Annotated in this window: 10 protein-coding genes; 1 reads left to right on the top strand and 9 read right to left on the bottom strand. The window is 46.4% G+C overall.

The window, feature by feature from the left end; genetic code table 11:
* Positions 1-873 precede the first annotated feature (873 nt).
* Positions 874-1,377: a DUF2721 domain-containing protein gene (locus H8S84_RS05120; RefSeq protein WP_187066170.1), complete on the bottom strand. Its 504-nt coding sequence runs from the start codon at positions 1,375-1,377 to the stop codon at positions 874-876.
* Positions 1,378-1,416: 39 nt separating this feature from the next.
* The gene (locus H8S84_RS05115) at positions 1,417-4,086 is read right to left on the bottom strand and encodes a cation-translocating P-type ATPase (RefSeq protein ID WP_187066169.1); all 2,670 of its coding nucleotides are present in this window, start codon (positions 4,084-4,086) and stop codon (positions 1,417-1,419) included.
* Positions 4,087-4,227: 141 nt separating this feature from the next.
* On the opposite strand from H8S84_RS05115, the gene H8S84_RS05110 reads away from it, so the two are divergent.
* On the top strand, positions 4,228-5,196 hold the full coding sequence (locus tag H8S84_RS05110) for a bestrophin family protein (RefSeq protein ID WP_230407043.1): 969 nt from the start codon (positions 4,228-4,230) through the stop codon (positions 5,194-5,196).
* A gap of 298 nt (positions 5,197-5,494) precedes the next feature.
* Here H8S84_RS05110 and H8S84_RS05105 read toward each other — a convergent pair whose 3' ends face one another.
* The 7 genes from H8S84_RS05105 to H8S84_RS05075 all read right to left on the bottom strand — a co-directional run bounded on the left by H8S84_RS05105 (position 5,495) and on the right by H8S84_RS05075 (position 13,579).
* Positions 5,495-5,989, bottom strand: coding sequence for a hypothetical protein (locus H8S84_RS05105; RefSeq protein WP_187066168.1), 495 nt, complete (start codon positions 5,987-5,989; stop codon positions 5,495-5,497).
* 46 nt (positions 5,990-6,035) lie between these two features.
* The gene (locus tag H8S84_RS05100) at positions 6,036-7,523 is read right to left on the bottom strand and encodes an amino acid permease (RefSeq protein WP_187066167.1); all 1,488 of its coding nucleotides are present in this window, start codon (positions 7,521-7,523) and stop codon (positions 6,036-6,038) included.
* A gap of 149 nt (positions 7,524-7,672) precedes the next feature.
* Complete coding sequence (locus tag H8S84_RS05095) at positions 7,673-8,026, bottom strand: hypothetical protein (protein ID WP_187066166.1); 354 nt, start codon at positions 8,024-8,026, stop codon at positions 7,673-7,675.
* 12 nt (positions 8,027-8,038) lie between these two features.
* Positions 8,039-9,787, bottom strand: coding sequence for an amino acid permease (locus H8S84_RS05090; protein ID WP_187066165.1), 1,749 nt, complete (start codon positions 9,785-9,787; stop codon positions 8,039-8,041).
* 1 nt (position 9,788) lies between these two features.
* The gene (locus H8S84_RS05085; RefSeq protein WP_187066164.1) at positions 9,789-10,904 is read right to left on the bottom strand and encodes a lysylphosphatidylglycerol synthase transmembrane domain-containing protein; all 1,116 of its coding nucleotides are present in this window, start codon (positions 10,902-10,904) and stop codon (positions 9,789-9,791) included.
* A 12-nt stretch (positions 10,905-10,916) separates the two neighbouring features.
* Positions 10,917-12,854, bottom strand: coding sequence for a KUP/HAK/KT family potassium transporter (locus tag H8S84_RS05080; RefSeq protein ID WP_187066163.1), 1,938 nt, complete (start codon positions 12,852-12,854; stop codon positions 10,917-10,919).
* Between the two features lie 71 nt (positions 12,855-12,925).
* Complete coding sequence (locus tag H8S84_RS05075; RefSeq protein ID WP_187066162.1) at positions 12,926-13,579, bottom strand: DedA family protein; 654 nt, start codon at positions 13,577-13,579, stop codon at positions 12,926-12,928.
* Positions 13,580-13,682 lie beyond the last annotated feature (103 nt).

The following is a 13,682-nucleotide window of genomic DNA, read 5'->3' as shown; positions in this document are numbered from 1 at the left end:
TGCAAGTGATTTTGCCTTTTTCATTTTTGTATGATTATTGGTTCTGATTCCCCTGGCTAAAGGTTATTCCGAACTACGCTACTTAATTATGTCTGTAGTGTTAGCTGCAGGTTATGAGGTGGTTAAGGTTTCGTTAAGATTAGTTTGGCGGTACAGATAACTGAGGACACCATTAATGTTTTTGTTATTATATGAAATACTGTTCATGTGAAGTTTTTGTGAATTTATACTGCTGTTTAAGCCCAAATGATTAATATAAACATAGTCTAGGATTAATATTCGCGTAATCCCTTCAGCATAGTTTTGTGGCAAAATCAACCAAAAAACTATGAGGATGAGAATCTTTACAATTTGTAGGTACAGTATAATCTGGGGACTTGCCTTGTTATGCTGCTATAGTGCCTTTGCGCAAACCCGCGCGGTTAAGGGTACGGTCAAAGATGAGAAAGGGCATGGACTACCTGCGGTAAAAAAAATCGAACAAAAAAGCTGTCCATTTGTTTTGAAGCGGTTTTCTACTGTGATAGACCGAAAGATGGAATGATCGAACCAGTTCCACCAAGATATTGCAGCGTTGCTGCAATATTACATAGTGCACATATAGTTTCTTTGATCATAAATTAACTAGTCCGATAGCTTACATTTAAATGCCATTTCATTTACTTATAAGAAAATCGATTTAACTCAACCCTTCTGTAGAGCTGTATATCCTGAATATTAATTTAATATTTCAAGAGGCGGTAAACTTTCCTTGGAGTCTTCTTCCTGAATTAACCTAAGAACTAAACTGCGGCAAAGTCGGGTATGTGCAGATCAGGGTAATAATGGAAAAGTTGAGTTTAGGACGTTCTTTTTACTCAACATCTTTTGTGTTTAATCCTTAGCTTCGCTTTGCTCTGGCTCAGGTAGTTCCTCTCTGTAATTCTCCACCAAATAATTCATCTCAATATCTATAGCACCCAGCGCAATGCGGGTTTCTGCTATCAGTAAAACAGTAGCATAGAAAAGTAAGCCTGCGCCTCCCAAGCCAAGTGCCACAGGTACCCAAATCACTAATACTCCAAATACTTCTAATAAGCCTATTGTCAGGCTAGTGGCTACAAACACGGAAAGGGCTATATAAAGTAGGCTCATGACTTGCTGCAGTTTTCTGGACCTGTTGGTTGCCCTGATCAGGAGCCTGTAGAGTAATTTCCTTTTTAAAGACGTGTCTTTTTGATCTTTCTTTAAAACCAGTTCCTCGAACTGTTCAGACAATTTACGGGCTCGCTCTACACTCCGGGCAAGCCGCTGGGACGTTGTCAAGATTAATTGCCCTGCAGCAAGAATTAATACAACAGGGGTAATCATGGCTGAGAGATCACTTAATGTAGGCATAGTATGCAGGTTATTTATAGCATTGCAATTGGTATTGATTTATCTACTAAGAAATCTTTTTTCAAGCTTCACTACCACAAAGACAAGTGACCCTGCTGCAATGGAGATCAGCAGGTCCTCCGCCGATAGGGGCACTAGTCGGAAGAAGCCCTCCAGTCCGGGTAAGTATATAACTAAGAGTTGTAAAGCTATGGCAGACACGGCTACTATGGCCATCAAAGGATTTGTACTGATAGCAAAGGCCGAGTGGCCTGATGAGCGCAAGGCAAGGGCTTGGAAAACCTGAGAGAAGCCAATAGTGGCAAAGATCATTGTCTGCCAGGTCAAGTCTTCCGGATCCGATGGGTTATAATAGTATACCGCCAAGCCAATAGAGACAGCTGCGATAGTAACTCCGACTATTGCCAATTGCGGAAAATCCTGTTTCCTGAGCGCACCCTCCGCTGGGTTTCTTGGAGGTCTGCTCATGGTGTCTTTCTCGGCGGGCTCTGTACCTAACCCAAGTCCCAGCAAACCGTCTGTGAGCAGGTTCAGCCACAGTAACTGCAGGGGCTGTAGCGCTACCACCATTCCAAACAGGGGCGCTATCAGCATAACAATGACTTTACCTAAATTACCCGCGAGGGAGAATTTGATAAACCGGAGCAGGTTATCAAATATTACCCTTCCTTCCTCCACGGCAGCGACAATGGTCGCAAAGTTATCGTCCAGCAGTACCATGTCAGCTGCCTCTTTGGCCACATCGGTTCCGGTAATTCCCATGGCCACGCCAATGTCTGCTTTTCTCAGAGCAGGGGCATCGTTTACGCCGTCGCCGGTCATCGCAACCACTTCACCTTTTTGCTGCAGCGCGTTTACTATCCGCAGCTTATCTTCAGGGGATACACGGGCGTACACAGATGTTTTTGTTGCTAAGTCTGCCAACTCCTGCTCGTCTGCCTTTTGTAATCTCTCCCCGGTAATAGCTTCTGACTGGTCTGAAAAGTGAAGTTCTCTTCCTATGGCCGCTGCCGTGAGGGGATGATCACCGGTTATCATAACAGGTCTGATGCCTGCGAGCCTGCACTGCTCAACCGCAACCTTTACTTCCTGTCTGGGCGGGTCTATAATGCCTGCAAGACCTACAAACACCAGCTCCTGCTCTACGTCAGTATCACTACCTGGTGCAGACAACTTGCGGAAGGCCAGCCCTAACACCCTCATTCCATTCTTAGCCAGATTTGAATTAGCATCAAGTATTTTGTCTCTCCACCCAGTATCCAGAGGCACCTGTTCACCATTGACCCACACAAAATTAGAGACGCTCAGGAGAGAATCGGGTGCACCTTTGCAACAAAGTAGAAAAGAATCATCCTGAAACGCATGAAAGTAGTCGGGTAAATCTCCATTTAGTTTGTGTATAGTGGACATCCTTTTCCTGTTGCTGTCAAAGGGGACTTCGTTTACCCTAGGTAATGCCTCATACAGCTCCTCTTTGGTGATGCCTCTTTTAGCTCCAGCTATGAGAAGGGATGTCTCAGTAGGGTCTCCTATAACCTGCTCCGTCTCAGAGTCAACACCTCTTTCATGTGTTGCATCATTGCAAAGTACTGAGATGGCAAGCGCAAAATCCAGGTTCCCGGCTGTGGTAGCATCTGTTTCTAACCTGGCTGCAGGGGGAATTTCTACAGTTTGTTCTGGCAGCTCCATCACTGTAACAGTCATCTTGTTCTCCGTGAGGGTACCTGTTTTGTCAGAGCATATCATGGTAACAGAGCCAAGCGTCTCCACGGCGGGAAGCTTCCTGATCAGCGCATTTCGCCGTAGCATCCTTTGGCTACCGAGTGCCAGCGTGATGGTCACAACAGCAGGCAGACCTTCCGGAACAACAGCCACTGCCACACTTACAGCTGTCAGGAACATATCTGCCGCCGTTTCGCCAGAGAGCACACCAACTGCAAAGATCAAGGCAGCAGCGGCGGCCCCGAACAACGCCAGCATTTTACCGAGCTTATCGAGTTTTTCTTGGAGCGGGGTTTTACCTGTTTCTACAGAGCCGATCATGTCGGCTATTTTGCCAAGTTCGGTACGCATTCCGGTGGCAACTGTAATTCCTACGCCTCTTCCATAAGTGACCACCGTGCCCATATAGGCCATATCCCTTCTGTCGCCTAGTGGCGCATCTTCCTTTGTTATAAGTTCATCTGATTTATCGATGGGTTCTGATTCACCGGTCAGCGCGGCCTCCTGAATTTTCAGGTTGAAAGCGTCCAGTACACGGAGATCAGCGGGAACGACATTTCCCGCTTCCAGTTCCACTATATCACCAGGAACCAACTCGGTGGCGGCAATTTCCTTTACCTTGCCCGCTCTCCTAACCCGCACTTTGGGTACCACCATTCGGTTGAGCGCAGCCATGGCACGATCGGCGCGGTACTCCTGTATAAAGCCCAAAAACCCAAAGAGGAGCACGATGATCAGGATGGCTACAGCCTCAGTGGTCTTTCCCAGGAAAAGGGAAAGCAGCGCAGCGACGATCAGAATGACTACCATCGTCTCTGTGAACTGCTGCAACAGCATTTTCAGTGGACTCTTTCGTCTCTTTTCCTCCAGCCTGTTTGGGCCATGCTCTTTCAACCTGGCCTCAGCCTCACCATCCAGAAGACCTTCTGGTGTTGTTTTCAGTTCATTTAATACATTCTCTTTGTGGATTGTGTGCCAAGTGCTCATTTGAGAATTATTTGCTTTAGAATCTCTTTGCGATCTCTATTAAAATAGCCGGTTAATTCGACGATAGAATTCAGTTCTGATTTACACCGAACGCCTTGCAATTGTTTTACACCCTGATTATTAAGCTAGAGAAACCGGTAAATGAAAAACATAGTACAACTTAAAAATAAAAGTAACACGAATGAAGATATTTGCCATATGCTGATAGAAAAGAGAATCCCTTTCCGCTATGTCTTTAGAAAGATCAAAAATGACGTGCTTAGGGTGTTGTTGTTTTCTGTTGCCTTTCATCTGCTGAAGTATTTTTTCTCAGATTACTTACCGCTGGTTCCGTTTCAGCTGCCAACTATACTAGGTATCTCCATCTCGCTGCTGTTGGCATTCAAACTCAACCAGTCCTATGACCGCTGGTGGGAGGCCCGGAAGGTGTGGGGCGCAATTGTTAATGATTCACGCTCCCTGGTACTTCAACTTAAGGGCTTTGTTGATGAAAGCCTTAGGAGTACTGAGGAATCTTCAACTATAATAAGATTGGCACACCGTCAGATTGCCTGGTGCTATTGCCTGGGTCAGTCGCTAAGAGGACTGGAGCCAATCTCTGAAAAACAGCAAGAACTGTTGCATGAGCAAGACTTGACATTTATTCAGAAGCAGAATAATAAGCCTTATGCTTTATTGATGCTACATATGCGGGACCTGAAGGATCTCCACCAAAAGGAGGCTGTGAATGATTTTCAGCAAGTGCAGCTTGATAATACTATGGTACGCTTATGCGATTCAATGGGCAAGGCAGAACGCATCAACAACACCGTGTTTCCTGTAACATATGGACTTTTCCTACACTTTTTCATCTATCTTTTCCTGGTAATCCTCTCCCTGGCTCTGGTAGAAACCATCGGGCTTTACGAGATACCTGTGCTAACGCTGATAGCCTCCACCTTCTTCCTGATTGAAAAGACTGCTAAGCACATGCAGGACCCTTTCCGGAACAAGCCAACTGATACCTCTGTTACTGCCATTGCCAGGACTATAGAAATCAATATTAAGCAAGTACTGCAGGAGCCGGAAGTACCAAAGCCATTGGCCCCGGAGAAATTTTATATAATGTAATCAATTCAATAAGTGTAGTAGACACACAAGCGCCAGACACATAGCTGGATGCATGCTTTTTATAGAAGAGTATTCACATTCACGTGTTATTCTTGGCAGGCTCCTAAGTAATAAGCTTTTCATAGTAAGTATTTAGCTATTTCTTTTTACTGTCTACATACCTAAAGACAAATGTCAGCAGAGTAAGGAATGACAAGAAAGCTATAAGGTATAGTGTGTCCATGAATTGAGAATATTAGATGTGTGAACTAAAAGATAAAAGTAAAAGCCCGCTGTCATCAACAGCGGGCTTTATCAATCAACACATTTCAGCTAACTTGCTTGAACTGATAGAAGAGGTTATAACGGTTTTCCATTTTTCTGCTACTAAAAGTTCATTTGTAAAATTCAGGTTGATTTCTCTGTCGTAGAACAGCAATCTTTTATGAGCACGTGAGCCTTTAAAAGTGAAATCAAGCCTAATTTGATCAATTACTCTGGTACCGTTTACATCTCTGTAATCATTGATCACTATGCATTTCACTACCTCGGCTATACTAACCAATGTACAATCCTCTTTATCAGCTATATTAGTAAGATAACAAAGCACTTGCTTGGAGGTATCCAAACCAACAGCATATCCTGAACCCCAGAACTCGTACTGCGAGAAAGTCAAACCTTTGGCTTCACCCAGCCTGTCAAACCGTAGCTTTGCCTCATTTTGATTAATCCTTTGCTTTTGCCAGAAGTATATAGCTATCGCGGCCATTAACATTAAAGAGCCAAAAGCCATTACAATTGATTGTGTGTCCATCTTTATGTTTTAAGTAAATTATTATCCGAAAGCCTCTAGTATGCTGCTACTTAACCAGCTCTAAAGGCTTCTCTACTTCTTGCTTCTGTAATTTGCTGTGTCTGCGGCCATAGAGGAAGTATATGACCACCCCGATTCCCATCCAAACAATCAGGCGTAACCAAGTGTCAAATCCCAGATTTACCATCATGTATCCGCAGATGAGGATGCCGAGGATAGGAATAAGCGGCACAAGTGGCGTCTTGAATGGGCGGTGAATATTAGGATTGGTGCGACGTAGAATAATTATGCCGGCACAGACAATCACAAAGGCCAGTAATGTACCTATACTCACCAACTCTCCCAGCAAACCAATTGGGAAAATACCGGCAACCACAGCTGCTACCAATCCTGTGAGAATAGTAGTGACGTATGGCGTATTATATTTAGGGTGCACCTTTCCGAACATTGCAGGTAGCAAACCATCGCGACTCATGGCAAAGAAGATACGCGGCTGGCCCATCAGCATTACCAACACTACCGAAGCTAGACCTGCCACAGCACCCACACCTGTAAAGAAGTACAGCCATTTCAGACCCGGACCAGCTGCCTGTAGCGCTACCAATACCGGATCCGGCACGTTCAGCATCTTGAAAGGAACCATACCGGTAAGCACCAGCGACATCAGTACATAGAGAAGTGTGCAAACGCCCAATGATGCCAGCATACCTATTGGCATGTCGCGCTGCGGGTTTTTGGCTTCCTGTGCGGCTGTACTTACGGCGTCAAACCCTATGTAGGAGAAGAACACGATGGCGGCACCAGCCACCACACCTTGCCAGCCATAGCGGCTGCTGCCGTCTGTCAGTATTTCCTTAGCCGGGATAAAAGGCTCCCAATTCGCAGAGTTAACATACTGAAAGCCAAAGCCGATAACCAGTAGCACGATAGCTACTTTTACCACCACTATGATGTTGTTAAACTTAGCTGATTCCTGTATACCCACCACTAGCAAGGCTGTCATGACAAGTATAAGAATAATCGCGGGCAGGTTGATAATCGCGCCAGTCAGCTCAAAAGATCCGCCATTATAAGCAAGCGGAGCAGATGCTATAGCAGTCGGAATGTGAATGCCAAGCGACTTAAGTAGGCTCACAAAATTACCGCTCCAGCCTACAGCCACCGTCGCCGCACCGAAGAGGTATTCAAGTATTAAGTCCCAGCCGATGATCCAAGCAACGAACTCTCCTAAAGTGGCATAGCCATAGGTATAAGCGCTGCCGGCAATCGGAATCATAGAAGCAAACTCAGCGTAGCATAAACCAGCAAATAGACAGCCTAAGCCAGCAATTAGAAAAGAGATGACAATTGCCGGTCCTGCAGCGTTAGCGGCTGCCGTACCAGTGAGCACAAATATACCTGCCCCTATGATGGCGCCTACGCCTAGCATGGTCAGATTAGAGGCGGTGAGCGTGCGCTTCAGGCCGTGCTCGCCACTCTCAGATTCTTTTATGAGTTTATCGACAGACTTTGTCGCAAAGATATTCTTAGCCATTAATAATTTTATTATGGAGTGTTAAGTGTATAAGGAATAGCTGCAGCTACTATTGAAGCAGCCTTTAGCATAGTTCCGAGAAAATAGGTGTGAGCCTGAAAAGGTGTATCAGTGAGACACACATCATCAGGCTAGGCGAAAAGAAATGGCTAAGGAGCGTTGGGTAGTATCCGGAACTGCTGTGTGAGGGTAGAGAAGCTGGTAGCAGCATTGACAACTTTTAATTCATGTTGCGTTGGTTGCTGCGACTGCAGAGAATACCTATACCCACTACTTGAGAGCACCGGATCAGGAGGAGTTGAAGTGCGTGGCGGTGCAGTAGGCTCTGAGAAAGCTACTGGAAAAGCTTGCTCTTCAGTTGTAAGTTCTTCGGCTGATGTGCCTGATTTATAGCTTACAGTATTTTGATGTAGCTGCTCCGCCTTCAGGTATCCAGATAGACATAGCAAGCCAACCCACAAAAGCAGGATGTTAAGGATTTCTATGTTCTTCTGACTTTTCAAGTTGTAGATGAATTATGCTTCTAAAGCTGCTAGTTTGTTGTGCAGTTTACTGTTGCGGTACCCGTAGGCAAAATAGATCACCAATCCCAGCCCCAACCAGGCTAAAAATCGGCTCCAGTTCGTAATGCCCAGTTCTGTCATCAGGTACAGGTTAGTGAGGAGGCCGAGCACCGGAATAAGCGAAAGATTTCTTTTATAGGTCAAAACTGTAAGCATGATGCTTACACCAATGAAGCCGATCAGCGGAATTTTGTGCTGAAAGCTTTTCCATCCACCGCTCATACTGAAAAATGTTGCTAACTCTGCCGCGTTGTAGCGGAACAGCAGCACTATGGCTACTAAGATTAACACCGGCAATACATACTTACCGTTGATGTAGGGCACCCGGAAACCTTTATGTGTTGCAGTGGCTTCCTTCTGTTTTTCTTCCAGCAGGAGTATACCACCGCACACCAGCACAAAAGCGAACAGCGTTCCGATACTTGTCAGGTCCGTTACTTCTGTCAGGTTCATGAAGAGGGCAGGCACTGCTACAACCACACCGGTCACGATGGTGGCAAAGTATGGTGTTTTATGCTTTGGATGAATGCGCGAGAAGGCACTTGGCAAGAGTCCATCGCGGCTCATTGTCATCCAGATGCGTGGCTGACCGTATTGGAAAACCAGCAGCACACTGGCCATCGCCACAATGGCACTCACGGCCACAATGCCTGCTATAGCATCCAGATTAACTCTTGAAAATACATAGGCCAACGGATCTCCAACTGCCAGTTCTTTAAAAGGCACCATCCCTGTAAGCACCAGCGCCAGTACCACATAAAGCACGGTACAGATGACGAGGGCAAAGATCATAGCACGCGGCAGGTCGCGCTGCGGATTTTCACACTCTTCGGCAGTTGTAGAGATGGCATCAAAGCCAATATAGGCAAAAAATACCGCCGACACGCCTTTCATAATACCGGCCAATCCGTTTGGTGCGAAGGGTGTCCAATTGTCGGTGCTTACATAAAAAGCTCCTACGGTTATGACCAGCAGGATGACCAGTAGCTTCAGTAGTACTAGGAAGTTAGCGGTGCGCTTCGATTCCTTAATTCCAATGTATACTAAGTAAGTGATCAGGACGGTGATGCTCAGTGCAGGAAAATCAGCAACTAACTTAAAACCGCCTAATGAGGGAGCATTAAGCCATGCCTGGTAGCCTTCCTGCATATTGCCTGGCAGTGTAGAAAACGCCTGACCTTTTGCCAGCAGTTCCAGTGCAGCATGATAGCTACGTGAGGCGCTGAGGTAGTCCATCGTCAGGTATTCAGGCAAGCTCAAGCCTACACCTTGCATCACTGCGGTAAAATAATCTGACCAGGAGATAGCCACGGCTATGTTGCCGATGGCATATTCCATTAGTAAATCCCATCCGATTATCCAGGCAATCAACTCACCAAAGGAGGCATAGGCATAGGTATAAGCGCTTCCGGATACTGGTATCGTAGAGGCAAACTGGGCATAGCAAAGGGCGGAGAAACCACAGGCAATGGCTGTGAAAATGAATAGCAGCGAAACGCCCGGACCGCCGGCTGCACTGGCGTTGCCGATGGTGCTGAAGATACCAGCCCCGATGATGGCTGCGATGCCAAAGGAAACAAGGTCCTTCAGGCGCAGGGCGCGTACTAAATCTGTGCCATGGATGTTGCCATCCTGCTTATAATCTGCCAATAGTGCCGTGGCACTTTTGCGGCGTGTAAGATTCTTGAGGAAGTTACTCATATTACGGCTGGCCTACAGCCATTTGTATACTTGGTGTTGAGTTGGATTTTAAGGTAATATCAGGTGTTGTACTGTTAGCTTCGGAAGTATACACCCTGGCAACCCAACGGGGGAAAACCAAAGTTCCGGCTATCAAGTAAAGGTAGTAAGTCAGCAGGCGGTAGAGCAGCACAATGATAGTGGTAAAGCTGCCCAGGAAAGCTCCGAAAAAGGCAGGAAAAGCTATCTCCGCAAAACCTGCGCCGCCCGGCGTTATAGATATAAGCAGCACGATCTTATACACCAGGTTGCGTGCGAATACGATAAAGTGATCTGCTATACTAAGTTCTGTAAAAGCCGCTATAAAGCAACCGATGATGGCATAGCGTGCAGTCCATACAAAAGCAGTGGAGATGCTGGCATGCAGCCAATAATTCATGCTTTTGGAGCGCAAGTGGCCTGAGGCTATCAGGAGTTCGTTCGCATGACGGAAAAGAGTTTGTCTCCACCGATTAAACAATCCTAGTTGCCCCAGCCTGATTAGAAGACGCTTTATCGCTTTAGGGTTAATGAATAGGGCGTAGAACATAGTGAAGGCGTAGAGGGCAATCAGCAGGTAGGAAATGACAAAGGCAATGCCTAAACTCTGTCTGACAGTTTCATTCAGCATCTCCAATTCGGGTAGTATTTGCCCTTTTGCAAACAGCAGCACCAGTGGCACGGCCAGCACAAAGTATAAATTATCAAGCATGGCTGTTACCATCACCTGCGCAATAGACTTACCTAGTGCTATCCCTTCTTTAAAGAGGATATACGCTGCAACGGTAGTGCCACCAACAACCGAGGGCAGGGCGCAGGAGGCGAACTCCCACAACATAATCACCTGAAAACTCTGCTTCAATGTCAGCTGTTTTTCAGTGACATAGCGAATACGGTGCACATAGCCATAGTCGCGCACCAGCAGCACGAGCAAAGCCATACCCAGCCAGAAAGGACTAGCCTGGAGTAGGGTCTGAACCTGCCCCGGTTCGTAGTTCTGGTACAGCATATATCCGACAACACCCAAACCCAGCAGCATTGGTAGGATGAGTTTGCGGGTAGAGAACTTTGCCTGAAGGCTTTCTTTTGTCAGAGCCATTTCCCCTTTACGTTAAGCCATTACACGTTTTAATTGCGGCAACTTTGCCGGCATAATTACCAACGGCACTTTCTCCACTTTTACCGAGCTGCTATCCAGCCCGAACCATTTGCTTTCGGAAGTGGCAAACTGCTTCAGGTTGAAGTACCACTCCATGATGAGTCGTTTACTGAAAGGCAGGTCATTTTCGTAGGAGAGGAACTTCTCCAGCACCACAAACCTAAAGTCACCGATCAGGTGCTGCTTACTCAGGGAGTGGTAGCGGCTGGTGATATCCACTTCGCCGTTCTCTACGAGCTCTTCCACCACTGTGCGGAAAAAGAGGTTAATTCGCTGCTCCACTCGGAAACCAAGTTTAAAGTCGATGCGGATCACATCATCCTCAGCCATGTGACGCACCTTGTATTCGGTAGTATAAGGCTGATCCGTTGTCTCTACATGTATAAACCAGTAGATATCGGCACGCTTAGGCCGCTTTTGAAAGATAGAGTAAATGATCTTTGATTCAATTTCTTTGGGATTGGCAGCGCTCGTCATAAACACCAGATGTGTCGTGTATTTCGGTATAGTTTCATCTGAGCTAAGCTCTTTAAGGGCAGGCAGATAGTTGTTCAGTCGCACGTATTCTGTAAAGCTGCGCTTGATACTATAAGCATTGATCCAGATGTACATCACCGCCAGCAACAATCCTCCAATCAATACAGATACCCAGCCTCCGTGCGGAAACTTACTGAGGTTTGCCACCAAGAACCCTAGCTCTATTGCCAGGTAAACAGCTAAAAAAACCGATACCAGTACCTTCGACTTACATTTGGTATAGAGGTAATAAGACATTAGGATGGTGGTGGAAAGCATAGCCATGGTAATGGCTAAACCATAAGCTGCCTCCATGTGCTCCGCCTCTCGGAAGTACAGCACCACACCCACACAACCCAGCCACAGGAGCCAATTGATGCTAGGAACATACAGCTGCCCCTTCAGGTTAGTTGGATAAACCAGTTTTACCTTAGGCCACAGGTTTAGCCTAATGGCCTCACTGATAAGGGTAAAAGAGCCCGATACAAGCGCCTGACTGGCTATGATGGCTGCAATGGTTGCTATCGTAATACCAAAAAGCAGGAACCAACTTGGCATTAATCCATAAAAAGGATTTTCGGTTAAAAGGCTTCCTTCCTGTGTCATGAGCCAGGCACCCTGACCCAGGTAGTTTAACAGCAATGATAATTTTACAAAAGTCCAGCTCAGTCGAATGTTAGGTCGCCCACAGTGGCCCAAGTCAGAGTAAAGTGCCTCGGCCCCTGTGGTACAAAGGAACACTGCACCCAACAGCCAAAAACCATTCGGATAGTTTGCCAGCAGGTTATAGGCATAATAAGGATTTAGAGCCTGCAAGATCTCCGGGTGGTGCAACAGCGACACAGCGCCCAGCGAGCCCAGCATCGTAAACCATAGCAGCATGATCGGGCCAAAAGCCTTGCCCACAATCTCAGTTCCAAAGCTCTGCATCAGAAAGAGACCGGTAAGTATAGCCAGCACAATCGGAACAGTAGGAATATCAGGGTAAAGGATACGCAGACCCTCTATAGCGGAGGAGACAGAGATCGGCGGCGTAATAATGCCGTCCGCCAATAACGCTGCTCCTCCAACCATAGCTGGTACAATCAACCAATTTGCTTTACGCCTGATCAAGGTGTACAGAGAAAAAATGCCACCCTCGCCGTTGTTATCTGCTTGTAGGGTAAGCAGTACGTATTTAAGCGTGGTTTGAAGCGTAAGTGTCCAGAAAACGCAGGAGATACCACCATAGACCAGCGCCTCTGAAATAGGCGCATCTCCGATGATGGCTTTCATAACATACAGCGGTGAGGTGCCGATGTCGCCGTAAATGATGCCTAGCGAGATTAACACTCCCGCCGTGGAAATTGCGTTGCCTTTAGAAGAAAGACTCATTTAATGATAATTAGCTTGATGAAAAGGCTTTGAATTAAGCTGTTGCTGTAGCTTTATTTAGTACTAATAGCCTATAGCTGACTGCGGAGTCTCAGACGTTGTTTGACTATTGTAAACACAGGCGGCAGCATCGACACACAGATAATTCCCAAAACCAGGAGTGAGAAGTTTTTCTTTACAGTAGGTAGATTTCCAAACAGATAGCCGATTAGAATAAAGAAAAACACCCACAATAGCGCCCCCGCCACATTGAAGTATAAAAAGCGCCTGTAGTTCATTTTGGCCATACCTGCCACAAAGGGTGCAAAGGTGCGTACGATGGGGATAAAGCGGGCGTAGATAATGGTACGGCCGCCGTAGCGCCCATAAAATAATTCTGCCTGGTGCAGGTGGCTCTGGCGCAAAAACCAGTAGTTTTTATGGTATACTTTGCTGCCTAATTTAATCCCTGTAAGGTAGTTGAAGGAGTCGCCTAGTATAGCCGCCACGCAAAGTATACACAGTAGCATAATGACATTTAATCCGGAAGATGGAATGGCAGCCAATGCTCCCAGCGCAAACAGGAGGGAATCGCCGGGCAGGAAAGGTGTGACCACCAAGCCTGTCTCACAGAAAACAATCAGGAATAGGATCAGGTAAATCCATGTCTGGTATTCTTGCAACAGCACGATCAGGTGCTGGTCGATGTGCAAAATAAAATCGATTAGGTGCTGTAATAGCTCCATATAAGTTTCCCTTAGTGGGTAGGAAAAAAGAAAATAAAATATAGCAGACGTACCCATGCAGAGAGGCACAGGTCGTTAAGCTTCTCTGGTTAGAGAAGGGCAG

Origin of the sequence: Pontibacter cellulosilyticus, from assembly GCF_014306105.1 — a bacterium.
Classification (GTDB): Bacteria; Bacteroidota; Bacteroidia; order Cytophagales; family Hymenobacteraceae; genus Pontibacter; species Pontibacter cellulosilyticus.
The sequence above is the reverse complement of the archived record's forward strand: the minus strand, read 5'-3'. Positions and strand labels throughout refer to the sequence as shown.

Coding starts and splice junctions, on each gene's coding strand:
- H8S84_RS05120 (WP_187066170.1), bottom strand. CDS start 1,377: ATGCCTACATTAAGTGATCTCTCAGCCATGATTACCCCTGTTGTATTA.
- H8S84_RS05115 (WP_187066169.1), bottom strand. CDS start 4,086: ATGAGCACTTGGCACACAATCCACAAAGAGAATGTATTAAATGAACTG.
- H8S84_RS05110 (WP_230407043.1), top strand. CDS start 4,228: ATGAAAAACATAGTACAACTTAAAAATAAAAGTAACACGAATGAAGAT.
- H8S84_RS05105 (WP_187066168.1), bottom strand. CDS start 5,989: ATGGACACACAATCAATTGTAATGGCTTTTGGCTCTTTAATGTTAATG.
- H8S84_RS05100 (WP_187066167.1), bottom strand. CDS start 7,523: ATGGCTAAGAATATCTTTGCGACAAAGTCTGTCGATAAACTCATAAAA.
- H8S84_RS05090 (WP_187066165.1), bottom strand. CDS start 9,787: ATGAGTAACTTCCTCAAGAATCTTACACGCCGCAAAAGTGCCACGGCA.
- H8S84_RS05085 (WP_187066164.1), bottom strand. CDS start 10,904: ATGGCTCTGACAAAAGAAAGCCTTCAGGCAAAGTTCTCTACCCGCAAA.
- H8S84_RS05080 (WP_187066163.1), bottom strand. CDS start 12,854: ATGAGTCTTTCTTCTAAAGGCAACGCAATTTCCACGGCGGGAGTGTTA.
- H8S84_RS05075 (WP_187066162.1), bottom strand. CDS start 13,579: ATGGAGCTATTACAGCACCTAATCGATTTTATTTTGCACATCGACCAG.